Source organism: Gimesia chilikensis (assembly GCF_008329715.1).
Lineage (GTDB): Bacteria > Planctomycetota > Planctomycetia > Planctomycetales > Planctomycetaceae > Gimesia > Gimesia chilikensis.
On sequence record NZ_VTSR01000032.1, the window covers coordinates 606,181 to 626,504 of the forward strand.

Genomic DNA, 20,324 nt, shown 5'->3' on the forward strand with positions numbered 1-20,324 from the left:
CTTGCGTACGTTATACCATGACTCCCTCAGCTGTGACAGGCAGCAGGTTGCGTAGGTTCATCGACCGTTGATCGGTCGAAGCCCGCAACAGGGAATCTGTTTCGGATGGACCATTATAGAGACTGAAGGGGCATTCGTCCAACGGCTGGCTGAGTACACATAGTAGAGAAACGGTTTCTGAAGAAAGTTAATGCGGAATCGAATTGGATTCTCAGTTCTCTTATTGGAGAAAAGCAGCTTTTTAGGAGCAAAATATAAATTTGGGGAAGCGATGCTACTAGGGGCAAAACAGTGCTGATATACTCCACTGCTGTTAAAACCCTCATTTTGAGCGCATCTTGACAATGGCACCAGAGTCATCATCTCTCCTTTGTGAGGTGGTTTCGAGGATCCCAGGATGTGACTTTCAGCTGGAGACAGTCAGAGCAGGACTGGATCCCTGATTATTTTTAGACGTTGAATAACAAGCAGGTATTGAGAACGATGAAAGTGTTAGTGGTTGGTCAGGGTGGTCGGGAACATGCTCTGGTCTGGAAACTGGCTCAGTCCGAATCCGTCTCCCAGGTCTTTTGTGCTCCAGGTAATGCAGGCACCTGTCTGGATGGAACGAATGTAGATATCAGTGTTTCGGATATCCCCCGCATGGTCGCCTTTGCGAAGGAAGAAGCCATCGGCCTGGCGATTATCGGCCCCGAAGTTCCACTGGTCGCAGGTCTGGCAGATGCCCTGCGGAAGGAAGGCATTCCAGTCTTTGGTCCCTCCAAGGCGGCTGCGGAGCTGGAAGGCAGTAAATCGTTCGCCAAGCAGATGATGTGGAAGGCGAATGTTCCTACTGCGAAATCAGAAACATTCAATAACTTTGAGGCGGCCGAAGCCTTTGTTGAAGACCGCGAAGAACAGCCGCTAGTGATTAAGGCAGACGGTCTGGCTGCGGGCAAAGGGGTGCTGATCTGTGACACAAAACAGGAAGCACTGGATGCCATCAGGTCGCTGATGAAAATCAAAGAGTTCGGCGATGCGGGAAAAACCATCATCATCGAAGAGAAGCTGATTGGCCAGGAAGTCAGTATTCTGGCGATCGTCAGCGGTTCGACGATTATCCCTCTCGAAACGTCTCAGGATCATAAAGCAGCCTACGATGGAGATAAGGGTCCCAATACAGGCGGCATGGGAGCTTACAGCCCTGCACCACTGGTGACTGATTCATTGATGAGCGAGATCATCGAGAAGATTCTGGTGCCGATGGTCAACGTCATGAAAATTGAAGATCGTCCCTTTAACGGGATTCTCTACGCCGGTCTGATGATCACCAACCAGGGACCAAAGGTTCTGGAATTCAATGTGCGATTTGGTGATCCCGAAGCACAACCGGTGCTGATGCGGCTCAAGACCGATCTGGGAGAACTCCTGCTCGCAGCCGCGGAAGAGCGTCTGGACGATATCGAGCCACTGGAGTGGGACGAACGTCCAACCGTTTGCGTGGTGATGGCCGCCGAAGGTTATCCCGGTGATTACCAAAAAGGGAAAGTCATTCGCGGACTGGATGAAGCGGCAGCACTGGCGGACACGAAAGTCTTCCATGCAGGGACAACCATGAAAGATGAGCAGGTTGTCACTGATGGCGGGCGTGTGCTGGGAGTCACCGCAATTGGTGATTCGATCAGCGATGCCAAGCTGAAAGCCTACCAGGCCGTAAAGTGCATCCGCTGGGATGGTGCCTGGTGCCGCAAGGATATTTCCGACAAGGCTCGCTGAGTCCTGTTGTTCATCTGAAGGAAAGCGCGACCGACAGTACGAGCCATGCCTGCTGAGATACGAACCTGCTTTTTACCTGTCTTGTCACAACCTGAAGAGTTTTCAGGGAGTGTCGCTGTGATTCTGGATATTCTGCGTGCTTCGTCCACTATGACCTACGCGCTGAATTCCGGAGCCGAGGCGGTCATTCCGTGTCAGGAAATCGACGAAGCTCGTGAACTGGCCGACCAACTCCGGTCTGCAGGCGAGCAGGTTCTGCTCGGAGGCGAACGCAAAGGGATTCAGATAGAAGGCTTCGATCTGGATAACTCCCCAGCCCGCTATCCTGCTGAAGTGGTACAGGACAGGAAGATTATCTTCACGACCAGTAACGGCACACGGGCGCTGAAACGGGCCATCCAGGCGCGACGAATCCTGATCGGGGCGTTTCTCAATCTGGACGCATTGCTGAAAATTCTCAAAGAGAGTGATGGGCTGATCTATCTGGTCTGTGCCGGAACGGATGGTGTCGTTACGGGAGAAGACTGTCTCTGCGCCGGAGCGATTGCATCCGAACTGGTCGAGCAGTGCGAGCAGGATCTGGTATTAGATGATTCCACACGGATCGTGATCGACCATTACCGGACACAGATCCAGCAGCCAGATGGCCTGTTACAGGGAGTTCGCGCCAGCCTGGGAGGCCGCAACCTGATTCGGCGTGGCTTTGAAGAGGATATTCAACTATGTTGCCAGCGTGGACTGATTTCACAAGTCCCTGAATTTGATCACCAGACCGGCCTGATTACGTTTTCAGCCGGCTGAACTAATACGGTTTTCGAGTCGATTTCTGTTTAATCCGAAGTTGAGTATGTCTGTATAAGACAGCATGGAAAGACCAAATCAATGAAAAAAGAGATGGAAAAGATTGTAGCGTTGTGTAAACGACGCGGGTTTGTTTTTCAGTCTTCTGAAATCTATGGCGGATTGCAGGGATTCTGGGATTACGGCCCATTAGGAGTCGAACTCAAGCGGAATGTCCGTGAAGCCTGGTGGTCCGATATGATCACGACGCACAACGAACTCATCGCGCCCGAAGGTGCCCCTAAACCGTTCGGTATGACTGGGGTCGAAACCACAATTATCATGCATCCCAGCGTCTGGAAAAGTTCGGGGCACTTCGATCTGTTCCACGACTTCATGGTGGACTCTAAAGAGTCCAAGGCCCGCTTCCGCGTAGACCATGTTTCGGTTGCAGTCGCTTATGCTTCCGATCAGAAACCGGTCGCCTGTGAAACTTATATGGCGGACATCGGTGAGGAAGGTCTCTCTAAAACCAAGCGCAAGCGGCTGGAAAAAGCAATTGCTGAATATGAGAAAGACAATAATCTTTCCAACAGCGAAGAGCCGCAGATTTCGGTTTGTAACCTGATGGAATACGCGAAAATGCTGGCAGATGCCGGTATCCCGGCGACCGGAAAGCTGGAGGCCCGCTGTCCTGATACCGGAGGCGAACTGACTGAGCCTCGTGAGTTCAACCTGATGTTCAAAACAATCATCGGTGCGCTCTCGGGCGAGGAAGGAACCGCCTTTCTCCGTCCGGAAACCGCACAGGGGATGTTCGTGAACTTTAAGAACGTCGTCGACAGTGGTCGCGTGAAGGTGCCATTCGGGATCGCCCAGATCGGAAAGAGTTTCCGTAACGAAATCACGCCGCGGAACTACACCTTCCGTTCGCGCGAATTCGAGCAGATGGAAATGGAATTTTTCTGTCATCCGGATGAATCTTTCGAATGGTATCAGTACTGGCGCGACCGCAGATACAACTGGTACATTCAGCACGGGATAAACCCTGAGAATCTGATTCTCCGCGACCATACCCAGGAAGAGCTGGCACACTACTCCGTCGGGACGGCGGATGTCGAGTACGCCTTCCCCTTCATGGAAGAAAACGAATATGGAGAACTGGAAGGGATTGCCCACCGGGGTGATTTCGACCTGCGTTCCCACATGGAAGGAAAGCTGGTAAGAGAAGGCGATCAGCTGGTGGTTGAAAAGAACGAGCATGGTCAGCCTAAGTACAAGGGGAGCGGGAAAGATCTGACCTACTTTGACGATCAGACGCGCGAACGGTTCATTCCACACGTGATTGAACCGGCTGCAGGGGCCGACCGGGCCACTCTGGCGTTCCTGTGTGAAGCGTATTACGAAGACGAACAACCTGATGATAAGGGGGAGATGCAGTCTCGTACCGTCATGCAGTTCCATCCCAAACTGGCACCGGTGAAAGCAGCTGTATTCCCGCTGATTAAAAAGGCGGGTATGCCGGAAGTTGCTGCCGACATTTACGGGAAGTTGAAAAAGGCCGGTATCCAGGCTGTCTACGATCAACAGGGAGCCATCGGGCGTCGTTATCGGCGTCAGGACGAGATCGGAACACCTTTCTGCTTGACAGTGGATGGGGATACCGAACAGGATAACTGTGTGACCATGCGTGATCGTGATTCGCTGAAACAGGAGCGAATTCCCATCGATGATATCGTGGCGGAAGTTCAACGGCGCATTCACGGCTAAGAGCCAGCCCCCGTTTTAACTGTAACCAGACATCAGTATATATGAGGAGCCTGACATGGCAGACAAGAAGATAGACCGCCGCGATTTTGGGAAATATCTGGCCGGTGGAACTGCCGCCTTTCTGACAGGGACAGCCAATGCGGCTGACAAACAACCCCTGGTCGATGGCGTGACGCGTCCCTCAAATACGCTGATTCTGGATGGAGGCGGGCAATCGGTCTGGAATTCCACCGCGCAACATGTTCGTACTCGCGGTTGGGTTTCCCCAGACGGGAAGGTGTTTCACGAAGCCGCCCGGAATATTCCCATCCAGGAAGAAGACGATGTGATTGTCTGTGGTGGTGGCCCGGCTGGTTTTGCCGCCGCCCTGGCAGCAGCACGCAGCGGAGCCAAAACGCGACTGCTGGAAGTGAATGGTTGTGTGGGAGGTGTCTGGACCGCTGGTGCGTTGACGCTGATTATCGATGCTCAGAAGAAGCCGGGCATCATGCATGAGATTCTGGAAAAACTCGAAGAACGTGATGCAAGCAACGTCTTAAATAACGGGTCGGTCGCCTACGACACCGAAAAAACCAAGCTCCTGCTCGAAGACATGCTGCTGGAAGCGGGAGTCAAGATTCAGCTGCATACCCGCGTGGTTGGGGCTGTGACAGACATCAACAATCGTCTGTCGGTAATTGTCACTGAATCGAAGTCGGGTCGACAGGCCTGGCGGGCGAAGTCATTCATTGACTGTACCGGTGACGGTGATATGGCAGCTCAGGCCGGCTGTGGCTATGAGTTCGGGCAGCCCGGTACCGGGCTCACCCAGCCGATGAGTCTGATGGTATTGCTGACCGGCGTAACGACAGACGGGATTGCCCAGTTTGTCCGCGGCGATGCAGAACCCCGCAAACTGGGGAATCCCAAGAAGAATCTGCTGGCAGAGTTTCAGCGGGCTGGTGTGGATCCCTCTTATGGTGGACCGACAATTTTCCGGGTGCGGGACGGCCTGTTTGCGATGATGGCCAACCACGAATATGGAACACTTTCGATCGATGCTGCTCACGTTACCGACGCAACCCTGCAGGCGCGTCGAGAAGTACACAAGCTGGTTAACAGTCTCAAGAAGTTGGGGGATCCCTGGACAAACCTTGAGATTATCGCGACGGCAGAACAGATCGGAACGCGCGAAGGACGTCGCATTCTGGGACGTTACTATGTTTCGAGTGAAGATCTGAAAAACGGTGCCCGCTTTGATGACGCAATCTGTCATGTCCGATTTGGGATCGACGTGCATTCCACCAACCCGGGTAAAACTAAGGCGATTGAAAAGAAACCATTCAAATCAAAACCCTACGACATTCCGTTACGGGCTCTGATCGCCCGGGATGTCAACGGCCTGATGATGGCTGGACGCTGCATCAGCGGTGACTTTATCGCGCACAGCAGTTACCGGGTCACCGGGAATGCGGTCGCGATGGGAGAAGCAGCCGGAGTCGCTTCAGCAGTGGCGGCGACTTCAGACAAAATGCCTCACGAGGTCCCCTTCTCTGCCGTTTCCAAACAGCTGGCACAGATCCGCGGGGAAGATCAGCAGCAGGTAAAAAGCTAGTAGCTAAGCGAGCTTTCGTAGAGTACCTGAGTCTGTCAACGAAGTAGAGCAAAGCGGCTGAAGGGAATCGAACCCTCGTCACCAGCTTGGGAAGCTGGGGTAATACCATTATACGACAGCCGCGAATTCAAGATTATGACAGACTAAACGGGAGTGAGGTTCGGGTCAAGCATCCGGATGATTGAGGCTCCGGTATTCCTGAATTTCCCAGCCACAGGTTCCGAAAACAGGGCTTTTGACGGCGGCCTGCATTCAGCCTCTGTTACAACGGAGAGTCCAGCAGATTCTCCAGTCCCCGGGTTGGGTTCTGGTAATCAATTTCCACGGCACTGTGCATCCCCTGCAGGATAATCTTCCGTAAACGCGGGTCGATCTGCATCTGCAAAATCGTATCCTTGAGGATGTTATCTTTGAAGCCAATGGTCTTGCCTGTCCGAGCGTCAAGAATTTCGAACAGGAAGGAATAACTCCGGGTCCGGGATTCCGTACGGATCTTGCTCATGAAGATCAGGAAAGGCAACTCATACTGAGAAGTATCGATCCACGAGCGTTTAGGCAGATTGCGGTTCCAGAGGATATTGCCGGACTGCTTGTCGATACTCAGTAGATCATTATCGATGTGCACGACATTCAGGAATGAGTCACTGATGAAGAAATCATTCTGCGGTGTGCGACGACGCGGCGTGGTGTAAGAGAAATTGAAGTAATAGCGTCCGTGGTCGGAAAACCCGATGAACTTGTTGAGGTTTTTGAGATATTCATCAGGGATCTCAGTCTCGATCATGGTCTCGCCTGTTTCCACATTCAGAACTCGCAGCCGGTTCGGAGGCAGCAGAATCGCCAGCTCGGTATCGGAGATCTGAGTAGAGAAACCGGAGTTGTCCACCGGCTCATCGAGAAGCAGTCGATCAGTCAACGGATCCCAGAGGCGGACTCGCTTTTCGGTCGTGGAAGTCGTTTCATAAAACAGCTTGCGACCAAATACGTGTCGAATGCGGCTGTTGAGCTCAAGTTCTCCCTGGCGAATCCGTTCTCCGGTGATGGCGCTGTAAACATCGTAATTCGTTCGGTTGATACTGAAAGCGACGATCGCTTCCTGATCTCCGACAAGCCCCTTGCTGGAATCACTGAGGAAGCCGGATTTGGAAGGAATGTTCTTCCGTTCCCAGAGCACTTTTCCATTCGCAGGATTCAGACCGAACAGACGGTTGCCCCACTGAAAGACACAGACGCGAGGTCCGGAGGGACCGACATAAAACAGCGATTGTGAGTTATTCAGATCATCGAATTCGGTAGTCCAGAGGGGCTCTGAAACATCATCTTCCAGCTGTAGCAGTGAAACACCATGAATTTTATGACTACTTCCCAGGGGAATAAAATGACCCACACGCGTATTTCGCGAATGATAGGGATAGGAAATCCGGTCAGAGACTTTTACCTGGCCGATCGATTGACCGGCGTGCCGATTAACCACGGTCAGCAGGGATCCCTGTTTCAATAACAACTGTGAGATCTCTGGTGGCGGCAGAAACTTTCGTTCATAGTTTCTGTAGGTAGCCGCGATTTGCGGCGCGGGGGCAGCGACGTCACTTTGACGAATATTAACCCGGGTTACGTTATCTCTCGAAGGTTGCATGGCCTGATAGATCGACCAGGCAGCAGACCCTCGGTCATAACGCGCGACATATTCTGCTCCGGTCTGTCCATTCTCCAGCGGGATGTTCGCATACTTTTCATTGAGCTCTTTCAGGAGTCCCGCCGCCTCATGAGGCAGACCAACTGCTTCCCAAAGCTCAAGCAACTGCCGGGCCGCTTCCGCGGCAACATGGGGATTCGCATCGGCATGGTTCTGCATCAGTAGAAATTCCGCCTGTTGAATCTGTCCGGACTGCATCATTTTTTGGGCCAGTGTACTCCGTACTGCTACTGCCTGTGACCAGCTGCCGTAGGTGTCGAGAAAAGCCTGCAGTTCTGAGATGTTTGCTCCCTGTAAAGCTGTCTGTTGATCTTCGACAATAATGGAGTTCAGTGTTGCCTGGTCATTCTGATCTGCCTTGTCTGCGATCCGCTGCATCAGCCCCGCGATCAGGCTTTGTACGGTGACCAGATGATGTGTGTCTCCCGCCATGGCCAGTGGCTGATTGACCTCAATTTTTTTGAAGTCCTCAGCGACCTGCATCAGTCCATGGTAATCCTCCTGTTCCAGCAGATACTTCGACTTACGAGACAGGAAGCGTCCCCGTTCCAGAGGTGTCTGGGCCAGCGACTCCAGCTTGCCCAGGAGTTCCGCTTCACTCTGACCACCACGATTGAGTTCCGCATAGAGCAGTTCCCGCAACAGGGCCGTGGAACGATTCTGGATGTCTGGGACTGCCTGGTTGGATAGAAGAGACTCCAGGCGATGCTGGGCGCCGGTCAGGTTCCCCAGAGCGAGTTCGAGTTCGGCTTTGAGCAGTTGGTCGATCTGTTTCTGTTGAGGAGATAGCGACTGCTGATTGTCAGGCAGGCTGGCCAGCATCGCTTCGGCCTGGGGGAACGCATCAATCTGCCAGAGACCCAGTGAAATAATCCGCCCACGATGGGCGATGATATTTCCGGGAGCCCAGTCATACTGTTTCTGCTCCGAAGGAGATGGCTCCCCATTTCGCTTGACGACCTCATATGCATAGGCTGCGCCCTCTTGCAGGTCCTGTTTAAACTCGTGGTTCAAGATACTTGAAATCTGATTCGTATTGCTGAGGGAGAAGCCCGATTCCTTTCCGGTCGGAACATGGATTTTGAGCACATGCCCTGCTCTGGTCGGCAGCAGGTAGTTCTCCTGAGAAAGAAAACCGATGCCGGAAACTGGTCCTACCTGCAGATGCCAGAGCTCTCGACCATCCTCGATATGCCGACCGCGGCAGTAGTCAGCCCCGAGCACCAGCACAGTCTCATCGACTACGGCAGCGATCAGTTCGCCATCCTCGCGATTGACTTCTTCCCACAGGGGGAGTCCTGTTTGCAGGTCAATACAGTGAATGTAGGGGGAGCCACTGGGAAGGTAGAAGACACGGTTGCCGGAGATCACCGGGGCGCTTGTGAGTCCGGGGTGTCCGAAACTCACCGGGCGATAATAGCGTTTCTGAGCGATCCGTCGGGAGTTATCCCCTTCACCGTAATAATAGCTCCAGAGCAGGTCGCCGTTTGTAGCATCCAACGCGACTACGGTATCGATCTGTGTTGTACAGACAATGATCCCCTCGCTAGAGGCCAGCGGTGCCTGTTGCCATGAACGTTCACGATCTGAATAAATCGGCTGATCGACGTAAGCCAGCCCCTGTTTCCAGAAAATCGAGCCGTCGTGTGGATTGATACAGAGCACAGAGAGCTGGCTGTTATGCTCGGCGATCGCATACAGATAGTTTCCAACCGGTAGCGGCGCACCGAGGAAATAATAGCCGGAAATGCTCCACAGTGGTTTCACCGGAAACGTGGTTTCTGGTTGAGGATCTTCTGAGGGGGCCCGAATTGCAGTTAACCCATCGGCTGCAGTCGGCTTTCGTTTGACGGGGAGTGCTACCAGTCGATTACCCTTTTGTGAGACCAGGGGGAAATGTGTCGTATTGCGACGCAGTCCCAGGTTTCTCTCGACTGGAGGGAGTTGGTCGGGAATGTAGTCCACGGCAAAAACTGCCTGACCGTTGCTGGAAAGCGTGCCGTAAATCGAGTTACAGGCGTAGAATTTCTCCAGCGACAGATTTTGTGAATACGCGGCATGACCGGGCGTGCGTTCGTCGACCTGATCGATCAACTGGTTGAGGCTGCCGGCGCTCTGAAACAACCAGGCAGTCTCACCTGAATCGATATCAACGGCTCTAACCCCTTTAAAATCACGATAGATAATCAGATTATCGACCGCAATCGGAACATTCGCGACAGCGGTCGACTGGTTCTCACGCTGCTGCTTTCGCTCCCAGTTAATCAGATACTCGAGTGCACGATATTTTTCAGTTCGCGCAATCGGTTGGCTCCAGTTGGCCTTAAAGTAAGGAACGCTCGATTCAACAGACTGGTTTCGTTGCGAGTTCCCCTGGGAGATCAACCAGCCACGATCGGCGGGTCTGCGTGGACTGTTTTGCAGGTTCAGAGCGAGTCGTTCCATCGCCTGCGGTAAGCGGTATGTCACGCCGCCCAGAGTAACCTCAGCTTTACTTTTACGGGACAGAATTCGAGTGACCTTTTTCGGTTGGTCTGATTGCTGGTAAGCGACTGCTGCTTTGAGAAAGTGAACTGGTTTCATGCGGGACTGATGGATGCGGCTCTCCAGAAGCAGATCCCAGTAGCGTGAAGCAAACTCGAAATTTCCCTGCTCCAGATGCCGGGTCCCCAGATAATCGATGGCTTCAAATCCGGCCCGGAGGGGATAAAAGCGTAAGGCGACCTGTTCAAAGAGGCGCAGATCGTCTGACTCTCGTGCCTCTTCCAGCATCCCATTGGCCTGAGGACCTGAGATACGTTCATAATCGGCGAGGTCCCGGGGATTGGCAGTGGAAAGCAGTTCCCGAGTCCGTTTACGAAAATTGAACGGGTGTTTCGCATCATCGGGCCAGAAAAAATAGTCTTCCTGATGGTCGAGCAGCTTTTCCAGTTGCAGGGCTCCCTCGGTGAATTCCCGTTCGTTGAATTTCTGTTCTGCACGTTCGAACTGCGTCCGCAGACTTCGATTTCGGTAGATCCGGTGAATCAAGGCTTCCCGATCTTCGGAGATTGCGTCGGGGTCAGGTTCGCTTTGTTCAGGAACGGCCTGTTCAGGAGGATCCAGAAACGCCAGCAGGAGCTGTCGGGCTGGTTCATCTTGTGAGAGAAGATACGTACAAGGCCCGATCAACAGGAGGGCGACTGCTGAAAGCAGTCTGGCAGTGACACTCTTCAGGGGAGAACGCCCTGAGAATGGAGGATTGATTCGTTTCATCCTGCAAATTCTCCTCGGGGGCAAAAACAGATGCCAGTGTCAAAGCGCGTCTGTGATTACAGATGACACCATTATAGCACAATCCTTTGAGTTACAGACAGACTACTTTCGAGGGTGTCGCCTCAGATTGCGGAAGAAAATGAACACAAATCACTGCGAGGGAAATAACTTAGGTTAGTTTATTGTTGAATTGACATTCATTTATGGAATGATTGAGAATAGAATGAATTGAACTGTGAGTTACTATGACATCTGGAAAATGCTGAGATCATTCCATGATCACGCCAATGTCGGGAGAGAGAAATCTAAATGCCGGAATCCAGTCGCTTGAGAAACAGACCATGTTCAATAAAGTTACTCCTCTGGGGGATTCTCCTCAGTTTCACTTTGGGCTTCACTGCAGAAGTCGATGCAGAAACGAAGACCACTCCTGCTAAGTCCCCTTCACAGCCTCCCGTGGATTTTACCCAGGAGATCCAACCACTGCTGGCAAAGCACTGTTACTCTTGCCATGGTCCTGATGTACAGGAAGGGGGGCTGCGGCTGGATCAGAGTGATGAAGCGTTCAAAAAACTGGAATCGGAAGCAACGGCAATTGTTCCCCGCCACCCTGAACAGAGTGAACTCATTGCCCGGATTTCCCCCCGGGATGATGGACTGCAGATGCCCCCGGAAGGAGAGCAGCTCAAGCCGGCCCAGGTGGAACTGCTTAAGAACTGGATCTCCCAGGGCGCGGAATGGAAAAAGCACTGGGCCTTTGAGCCTCCCCGGAAGCAGGCACCACCCGCCACCCAGAACCAGGCATGGGTTCAAAATCCAATTGATGCGTTCATCCTGAGAAAACTGGAGCAAAAGGGGCTCTCCCCTGCACCACCCGCAGATCGGGTCGCACTGATTCGTCGGGCATACTTTGATCTGACCGGTCTACCTCCCACTCCCGAGGAAGTCGATCAGTTTGTAAACAATCATGCCCCAGATGCCTACGAAAAATTGCTTGACCGCCTGCTGGCTTCACCTCATTACGGAGAACGCTGGGCGCGTCACTGGCTGGACCTGGTACGCTATGCTGATACCAACAGTTATGAACGGGATGGTAACAAACCCAACGCCTGGCGTTTTCGGGACTATGTCATCCGCTCCCTGAACGAAGACAAACCCTACGACCAGTTCATTAAAGAACAACTGGCGGGGGACGAACTGGATCAAGTGACTAATGATTCCATTATCGCCACAGGCTATTATCGACTGGGGCTCTGGGATGATGAACCGGCCGACCCGCTGTTGAGTTACTACAATGAGCTGGATGATATCGTCACCACAACCAGTCAGGTGTTCCTCGGGCTGACACTGAACTGTGCCCGCTGTCACGAACATAAAATCGATCCGATTCCCCATGAAGACTATTACCGCTTTATGGCGTTTTTCCATGGTCTGAACTCATACGGAATCCGCTCCGATCAACTCTCTTTTAATCAAACCGATATCACGGGGACGAAGCTGGCAATCCGCTATGCAGAGCTGGATGAAAAACAGGGCGAGCTGAAGCAGAAAATGCGCGCGATTGAAGAGACTGGCATAAAAAAGATGTCAGGTGTCGATCAGCGTCGTTCCGAGACCCGGGAGCGCAAAAAGTTACTGGAAGAAAAACTGGTGCAGTTCCTGGAGCCTGCTCAGATGCAGGACTATCAGAAGATGCAGTCTGAAATGCAGGAACTGTATGCGGAACGAAAAAAACTGCCTCCCCGCAAGATGGCACTCAGCGTCAGACGCAGCCTCAAGGAACCCCGGGAAACGTTCGTTCTACTGCGTGGAAATCCGCACGTGAAAGGGGATCCCGTTCAGCCTGGTTTTCCAGAGATCTTCGGTGGTGAGCAGGCGACAATTCCCCAACCCTCGGCGGAGCAGAAAACCTCCGGTCGCAGACGCGTACTGGCAGAGTGGATCGCTGATCAGGATAACTTGCTGACATCGCGGGTCATCGTGAACCGGATCTGGCAGCATCACTTTGGTCGAGGAATCGTGCAGTCACCCAATAACTTCGGACAGCTGGGGGTCCCACCGACACATCCAGAGCTGTTGGACTGGCTCGCCCTGAAATTTAACGATCAGGAACAGCGGTTCAAAGCCTTGCACAAGCTGATCATGCTGTCGAATACCTATCAGATGTCCTCTCAATTCTCCGAAGAAGCGGCTGCCGTAGACCCGGCCAATGATCTGTTCTGGCGGTTTAATATGCGACGATTGAGTGCTGAGGAAGTTCGCGACAGTATCCTGGCGGTCAATGGTCGCTTGAATTCTAAAATGTATGGTCCGGGCTTTTACCCACTGATTTCTAAAGAGGTCATGCAGGGACAGTCTAAACCGGGGCATGGCTGGGGGAATTCCTCAGAGGAAGAACGGGCGCGACGGAGTATCTATATTTTCGTCAAACGTTCGCTGCTGACTCCCCTGCTCTTCAATTTTGACTTTGCCGACACAGACAGCAGCTGTGCTGTGCGATTCGTGACGACCCAGCCGGCACAGGCTCTGGGGATGATTAACGGTGCATTCGTTAATAGTCAGGCAGAACACCTGACCGAACGGCTGCTCAAGGATGCGGGACCGGAATACCCGGCATTCGTAGCACGGGCAATTCGCCTGGCTTATGGTCGTCAGCCCCAGCCCGGTGAGGTGGACTCGGGAGTTCAACTCATTAAGAGTCTGATTGACAAACACCAGTTATCTGAGAGACAGGCCCGGGACTATTTCTGCCTGACGATCTTAAACCGGAATGAGTTTGTTTATCTCGATTAAGATATTTTAATATTACGATATTGATATAACGGGTTTGAGAGAGCCTGAGAGCGTATAAAGGATCAGGATATGAGCTTAGAACAGCAACCCCAACAGCCAGCCGGACATGCCCAGTTTTGCCGACGAACACGGCGGGAATTCCTGTGGGAAGCGGGAGGCGGATTTGGTTCCGTCGCTTTAACCGGGATGTTGTCCGCGGATGGGTTTCTGAATTCACAGGCGGTCGCCGCTGACGGTGTAAGTCAGTTCCGGAACCCGCTGGCACCCAAAGATCCCCACTTCAAACCCAAGGCCAAGAGCGTGATCTTCCTGTTCATGTACGGTGGCCCGAGTCATGTCGATACGTTCGATCATAAGCCTAAGTTGTATGGTCTGGATGGTAAGACGATTCCCGTCAAAACCAAGGGACGCGGTGGCGAAAAGAACGAAGGACGCGTCGTCGGTCCCAAATGGAAGTTCAAGCAATACGGTCAATCGGGGCAATGGGTTTCGGATCTGTTCCCGCATCTGGCGACCTGCGTCGACGATATTGCATTTCTCAAGTCGATGACCGCGGATTCTCCAATCCATGGCTCAGCCATGTTGATGATGAATTCAGGACGCATCTTGAGCGGCTTCCCCAGCCTCGGCTCCTGGCTGAATTATGGTCTGGGAAGCGAGAATGAGAACCTGCCCGGCTACGTGGTGATGCTCGATCCGACAGGTGGACCGATCAGCGGCGCCAAGAACTGGTCCAGCGGTTTTATGCCGGCCACTTATCAGGGGACGACAATGCGCTCCAAGGGAGCACCACTGGTAGACCTGCGACGACCCGCGGGCATGAGTAGAGCCGTCCAGCGAGAACTGCTGGATGCGTTGAAAACGGCCAATGAAAAACATGAAGCAACCCGGGCGGGGAATTCGGAACTGGCAGCCCGGATCGCCAGCTATGAACTGGCTTTCAAGATGCAGCAACACGCGCCAGAAGCTGCCGATCTGGCTTCAGAGACCCAACAGACTCAGGACATGTACGGGCTGAACAATCCCCGGACCGCTGATTTTGGCAGACGCTGCCTCTTGGCCCGGCGTCTTGTCGAGCGCGGAGTTCGATTTATTCAGCTCTATTCAGGCGGAAATCATAATGATGCCAATTGGGACGCCCATGGCGACCTGGTTAAGAATCACAGCTATCATGCCGGGAATACCGATCAGCCGATCGCAGCGCTGATTAAGGACCTCAAAGCACGCGGCCTGTTCGATGAGACCATGATTGTCTGGGGAGGTGAATTCGGACGTCAGCCCACTGCAGAGTACGCGAAAGGGACCGGCCGCGACCATAACTCCTTTGGATTCACGATGTGGACTGCCGGCGGTGGAATCAAAGGCGGGACTTCCGTGGGAGCAACCGATGAACTCGGCGCTGCCGCCGTGGAGAAACCGTTCCATGTCAAACGACTGCACGCAACGATCCTGCATCAGATGGGCCTCGACCCGAATCGTCTGTCTTACTTTTACGGCGGACTGGATCAGAAACTGGTTGGCGTTGAACATACCGAACCGATTTCGGAAATCATCTAGTCTGCAGACTGACTGGCGGTGATCTGTCGCTGCATGCGTGCGACGATTTCGGGATGATCTTTAGCGAGATTGTGAGTCTCTCCGATATCCGTATCGAGATTATACAATTCTAGAGGTTTACCGGGGCCAGTCTGGACGGCTTTCCATTTACCAGCCCGCAGAGCCACTTTGCCCCGATATTTCCAGAACATCGTCGCATGCGCCTCTTGCGACTGGCCCAGTAGTTCCGGCAGGTAGGAAATGCCATCAATGTTTTTCGGTGGCTGGATCCCCGCCAGTTCACAGGCCGTGGGCAGGAAATCCCAGAAAGCACTGATGTGATCGGAAGTGGTACCCGGTTTGATTTTCCCCGGCCACTTGACAATCAGCGGCACCCGGATGCCTCCCTCATACAGATCGCGCTTGTAACCTTTCAGCGGTCCGTTCGAGTTGAAGAATTCCACCTGATGCATGCCCTCCTGATGGGGACCATTGTCCGAAGTGAAAAAGATGATGGTCTTGTTTTCCAGTTTGAGCTCTTTCAGTAGTCCGACCATCCGGCCCAGGTCCCGGTCGAGGCGGGTCACCATCGCAGCGAAGCCTTTTTCAGGCTGAGGCCACTCGCGATCCTGGTAGTCGCCGTATTCAGGGACTTCCATGCCATCACCGGTAGCGCGGCCCCCTTCATTATTGGCGTGTGGGATTGTGTAATGTGCCTGCAGGAAGAAAGGCTTATCTGCATTGGCCCGGATAAAGTTAAATGCTTCGCGGGTCAGTAAATCATGTGAGTAGGTTTCGCGCGAGATGGAGACCCGTTTGTAAGGCCCCACTTTGTTGCCTGGAAGTGAGACTTCCTGTTCATTGCTCCAGAGGAACTCGGGATAAAAGTTGTGTGCGTTACCCTGGTCCAGGTAGCCGAACCAGAAATCAAACCCCTGCTTGCTGGGAACACCGGTAGACTCTGGAATACCCAGGGCCCATTTTCCTACGCCGCCCGTCGCATAATCCTGTTCTTTGAGCAGTGAGGTGACGGTCGTTGTGTTTTCCGGGAAATAATACTGTTCATTCTGGCTGATCGGAGTGTGTCCCGAATGCTGACCGGTGAGCAGGACCAGTCGCGAGGGACGACAGACGGTGTGCCCCGCATAGTGGTTGGTGAACCGCATCCCCTGCTGAGCAAGCTGGTCGATATTGGGCGTTTTGATAATTTTCTGACCGTAGCAGCCCAGGTCGCCGTAACCCATGTCATCTGCCATCACATAAATGATGTTGGGGCGATTCTCTGCTCGTAGACTGGAAGTTGTTAAGAGGAGGCAGAAGATCAATGAAAAAAGAACACGGCAGGGCTTGTCAGAAATCATTATTGTGGAACCTCAGAGTCAGGGTGATTCAATGATGTAATAGTTCGATTATGCCTGTTGTTTCGCAGGAAAATCAACGATGACTTTGATAGCCCCCTCCCTTCGATCGCGGAAGAGTTCGAATGCCTGCTGAATTTCAGCGAGAGGGAAGCGATGTGTGATAATCGGACCGACATCAATTCGGCCTTCAGAGAGCCATTGCATCGCCAGCGGAAAGTCACGGTTGAAATCCGGATTGATGCTGGAGTGAACGGTAATGTTTTTAAATACCAGATCCCGTACTCGAAAATTGTCAATCGTCTCAGGGGGAACACCGAAGACCAGGATCTGACCAGCCTGGCGACAGAGTTCAACGCAGAGATTGATTTGCTGATCGGCGTGACCAACCGCTTCGATCACGATGTCGGGCAGTTCTCCCTGCAATATTTCCCGGACTGCAGTGACTGGATCGTTGTTCCTGTTACAAATCGTCGCGGTGGCGCCCATGCGGGGACTGACTTCCAGCCGGGATTCGAGTAGATCAATGCCGATGATCTGGCGCGCACCCATATTGTTCAGGGCGGCATTCATAAGTTGTCCCATCGGTCCCTGTCCCACTACAGCGACGGTCTTGTCCAGCAGGTTGGGAAGTTTTTTGAGAGCGAAGAGGGCCGTCCCCAGAGGTTGGGCCATCAATGCATGTTCCTCGGGAATGTTGGTCGCGATGGGAATGGTGCGGGATTCATCCAACAGGAATCGCTCCTGCAGGCCCTGTTGCATCACGGGGACTGCTAATACACGATCCCCTGCTTTCCAGCGGTTCCCATTGGTCGCGGTGACCGTGCCGATCATCTCATGTAGCGAGTGACCGATTTCAATTTCCCATTCGTCGGTGCCGTTGAAATAAGGGAGATCGGAACCACATAGACAGGTGGTCTCGGGCTGAAAGATAATCTGGCCCGCACAGTCTGCAGGTGGAGAAGCCGGTAATTCGGGTTCGGGAACGTCAATGAGTTCAAGTTGACCGGGCGCGACGAGATGACTTGCTAACAAAGGACTGGTCCTGAAATATGTGACAGCTTCCTGTTCCAGAATCAAAGTTGCTTCTGGCAGGAACAAAGCGGAAAGGATATATTCATATAAAATATACGATGTCGATTCAAATGCAAAGTCATGACTTCAGGCGGACTGCTTGGCCCCTGGGGAATCTGAAGGAATTCTGCGATGAGTAAACAGATCGATGTGGCCGTGTTAACCAATGAGACCGGTGCACACCTGGGTGCGTATTTCTCAGCTTTGAAAACGACCGAAGCCGTCAAGTCGGTCTTCCTGGCGGACCCGAGTGGAAAACAGGTTGATCTGGCACAAAAGGAACTGGGGACCAGGTTGAGCCAGGTCTATCCTCAGGCAGAAGCACTTTACCAGAATCATAAACCAGAGCTGGCTCTGGTCACGATGGAGGCCCGACAGGCGCCTGCTGCGATTGACCTGGCACTGGAACAGGGATCGCATGTGCTTTCAGAGAAGCCCGCGTGTCTGAATGTGTCTCAGTTCGAGCCACTGGTTCAGAAGGCCGAGAGTAAGCATCTGAATTTATCGCTGGCCCTGGCCAATCGGACGAACCCGGAAATCCAGTATGCACGCACACTGATCCAGGAGGGGACGCTGGGAAAAATCTACGGCGTAGAACTGCAACTGTTGGCCGATCAGACCCGCTTAACCAGACCCGCCTATCATGGAAGCTGGTATGCGCACAAAGATCAGGCCGGCGGGGGTTTTCTATCGTGGCTGGCCATTCACTGGCTGGATCTGTCGATGTATCTGACAGGTGCGTCGATCAACGAGGTGAGCGGGTTTACGGCGAATGCCGGTGGTCAACCACTGGATGTTGAAGACTCGGCAGCATTTGCCTTGCGTTATGATGCGGGATTTCTAGGGACATTGACTGCGGGCTTCTATCTGAAGCAGGGATATCAGTCCATGATCAAAATCTGGGGAAGCAAAGGCTGGCTGGAGATGCTCCCCTTTGCCGATCGTCCACTGGATTGGAGTGTCAATCACAACGGGAAGCTTTATCGATTTGAAAAACCACTGGAGCCGCGCGGCTATACACCCGCAGTGCGTAAGGCTGTCCTGGCGGCGGCAGGTGAATCAGAACCGCTGCTCACCAGCCGCGAGAGCTTGAGGATTATTCAGACGATCTACGCCTGTTACGAGGCAGCCAGTACCGGTAAGAGGCAAACCGTGCCCGGTTTATAAGTCAGACGCTACCTGTATCAGAGCAGGTATTCGTCATCATCTTTGAGGTCTTTTTCAGTGATGATGCGATGCCCCTGTTCTGTCAGTGTTCTGATTCCCAGATCGATATCATCGACACACAGCGCAATCGCCCCTCTGCCATGTCTGCGATAAAGCAGCGGATAAGTATAGTCGATGTTGACCTCTGCCTGGAGCAATGAGAGGCAGATTCGCATGTAAGGCTGCGTATCATCTGGTAGTTCGACGCCGATGAGATCTTTTTCAAAGAACGTGTATCCAGAGAGCTCGAAGATTTCGCGGGCGCGTTCGTAGTTATCGAGGACGATACGGCTCATCGCGACATCTACCGAATCGACGGTGCTCAAAGCAATGATTCTCAGGTCAAACTTTTCCAGAAGCTTTAGCAACTGATGGAGATAACCGACTCGGTTTTCCATAAACACACAGAATTGACGCAGGCAGGGCCACTCTTTGCCTGGTTCCCCCGAAGGGTAAGAGGATTGATTTTCATAATCCATCTGATTTTCTCCACGTATTGCAAAGCCAGTTCGAATGCCGGCACAGAAACAGCGTCCGAACCAGAGTTTGTGTACAGACAGGAACCAGGTCGTGTTACGTTCTCATCAAGTTCTTATCTTCAGGCAATTTAAGCAAATTATGCGATGTCGTCAATAAGAGGTGCCCGCTTCAGTGCCCGGAAAGCAGATCGACCAGCACAGAGGTGAAAAAGGAGCCGATTTGCGTCTTGTACATCTGGGGCTGAGATCATACAACTGGGGCGTTTAACTGCATTCTGACCAGAAATCCGGAGTCAAAACGTGATTCGTACCTTTCTGTTTGATATGGGAAATGTTCTCGCTTTCTTTTCACATGATCGAATGTGTGAACAGATGGGGGCGCTTTGTGGGCGTACCCGCGAGGAGATTCAGGCTCTGCTGATCGATTCGGGAAAACAGTGGGAGTTTGAACGGGGGCTGTTATCGGCAGAGGAATTTCATCAGTGGTTTGAAGAGGCCGCAGGCCAATCTGTCTCTTATCCGGATCTGGTCCGGGCTGCATCAGATATTTTTGAGCTGAATGCGTCCATCGTTCCCGTCCTGGATACTCTGAAAGACCGCGGGCATCGGCTGGTACTTCTGTCGAATACCTGTATTTCTCATTTCGAATTCATCTGGAACGAATATGAGGTCCTGCAACGCTTTGATGATTTCGCGACATCTTACACGGCGGGCGCCATCAAGCCGGAACGGCCGATTTTTGATTTAGCACTCTCTAAGATCCAGTGTGCTCCGGAAGAAGCCTTTTACACTGATGACATCGCAGATTATGTCAATGTCGCTCGTGGGTTGGGAATCCAGGCGGAAGTATTTACAGATACACCGACTCTGATTCAGCATCTCGTGGCCCGGGATATCCAACTCTAAAATGTACCCGGGAATCAGGCGCTTCTCGCGTTTCTGATCTCATACAGCTGCTTTACAGATTGTTCATCAATTTAACGTGAACAGACAGCTTGACTACGTGCGATCCAGTTCTCTTCTCTGCT

Annotated in this window: 12 protein-coding genes and 1 tRNA gene; 8 read left to right on the forward strand and 5 right to left on the reverse strand. The window is 52.8% G+C overall.

Features of this window, described 5'->3' with window-relative positions; genetic code table 11:
• The first annotated feature begins 474 nt into the window (after window positions 1-474).
• From purD to FYZ48_RS27245, 4 genes are all read left to right on the forward strand, one after another.
• Window positions 475-1,755: a phosphoribosylamine--glycine ligase gene (purD, locus tag FYZ48_RS27230; protein WP_390625145.1), complete on the forward strand. Its 1,281-nt coding sequence runs from the start codon at window positions 475-477 to the stop codon at window positions 1,753-1,755.
• A gap of 45 nt (window positions 1,756-1,800) precedes the next feature.
• Entirely contained in the window at window positions 1,801-2,556 is a 756-nt protein-coding gene (locus tag FYZ48_RS27235) for a 2-phosphosulfolactate phosphatase (RefSeq protein WP_149345639.1), read from the forward strand.
• Window positions 2,557-2,649: 93 nt separating this feature from the next.
• Window positions 2,650-4,305: a glycine--tRNA ligase gene (locus FYZ48_RS27240; RefSeq protein WP_145039846.1), complete on the forward strand. Its 1,656-nt coding sequence runs from the start codon at window positions 2,650-2,652 to the stop codon at window positions 4,303-4,305.
• Window positions 4,306-4,360: 55 nt separating this feature from the next.
• Complete coding sequence (locus FYZ48_RS27245; RefSeq protein WP_187782251.1) at window positions 4,361-5,899, forward strand: FAD-dependent oxidoreductase; 1,539 nt, start codon at window positions 4,361-4,363, stop codon at window positions 5,897-5,899.
• Window positions 5,900-5,951: 52 nt separating this feature from the next.
• Here the strand turns inward: FYZ48_RS27245 and FYZ48_RS27250 are convergent.
• Window positions 5,952-6,022: transfer RNA gene (locus tag FYZ48_RS27250), tRNA-Gly, on the reverse strand.
• Window positions 6,023-6,161: 139 nt separating this feature from the next.
• Window positions 6,162-10,850 (reverse strand): outer membrane protein assembly factor BamB family protein, encoded by a 4,689-nt coding sequence (locus FYZ48_RS27255; RefSeq protein ID WP_149345640.1) that lies wholly within the window; start codon window positions 10,848-10,850, stop codon window positions 6,162-6,164.
• A 387-nt stretch (window positions 10,851-11,237) separates the two neighbouring features.
• Here FYZ48_RS27255 and FYZ48_RS27260 point away from each other — a divergent pair, with 387 nt between their 5' ends.
• The gene (locus tag FYZ48_RS27260; RefSeq protein WP_242022785.1) at window positions 11,238-13,643 is read left to right on the forward strand and encodes a PSD1 and planctomycete cytochrome C domain-containing protein; all 2,406 of its coding nucleotides are present in this window, start codon (window positions 11,238-11,240) and stop codon (window positions 13,641-13,643) included.
• A gap of 69 nt (window positions 13,644-13,712) precedes the next feature.
• A complete protein-coding gene (locus FYZ48_RS27265; protein ID WP_149345642.1) occupies window positions 13,713-15,200 on the forward strand; it encodes a DUF1501 domain-containing protein in 1,488 nt (495 codons plus the stop codon).
• Here the strand turns inward: FYZ48_RS27265 and FYZ48_RS27270 are convergent.
• Both FYZ48_RS27270 and FYZ48_RS27275 read right to left on the reverse strand, forming a co-directional pair.
• Entirely contained in the window at window positions 15,197-16,540 is a 1,344-nt protein-coding gene (locus FYZ48_RS27270) for an arylsulfatase (RefSeq protein WP_149345643.1), read from the reverse strand. The two genes, FYZ48_RS27265 and FYZ48_RS27270, sit on opposite strands and share 4 nt — an antisense overlap.
• A gap of 48 nt (window positions 16,541-16,588) precedes the next feature.
• Entirely contained in the window at window positions 16,589-17,572 is a 984-nt protein-coding gene (locus FYZ48_RS27275; protein ID WP_242022786.1) for a zinc-dependent alcohol dehydrogenase, read from the reverse strand.
• Between the two features lie 171 nt (window positions 17,573-17,743).
• On the opposite strand from FYZ48_RS27275, the gene FYZ48_RS27280 reads away from it, so the two are divergent.
• The gene (locus FYZ48_RS27280; RefSeq protein WP_149345645.1) at window positions 17,744-18,778 is read left to right on the forward strand and encodes a Gfo/Idh/MocA family protein; all 1,035 of its coding nucleotides are present in this window, start codon (window positions 17,744-17,746) and stop codon (window positions 18,776-18,778) included.
• Between the two features lie 17 nt (window positions 18,779-18,795).
• Here the strand turns inward: FYZ48_RS27280 and FYZ48_RS27285 are convergent, their stop codons facing one another.
• On the reverse strand, window positions 18,796-19,296 hold the full coding sequence (locus tag FYZ48_RS27285) for an acetolactate synthase (protein ID WP_149345646.1): 501 nt from the start codon (window positions 19,294-19,296) through the stop codon (window positions 18,796-18,798).
• 300 nt (window positions 19,297-19,596) lie between these two features.
• On the opposite strand from FYZ48_RS27285, the gene FYZ48_RS27290 reads away from it, so the two are divergent.
• Entirely contained in the window at window positions 19,597-20,202 is a 606-nt protein-coding gene (locus FYZ48_RS27290; protein ID WP_242022787.1) for an HAD family hydrolase, read from the forward strand.
• The last annotated feature ends 122 nt before the right edge of the window (window positions 20,203-20,324 follow it).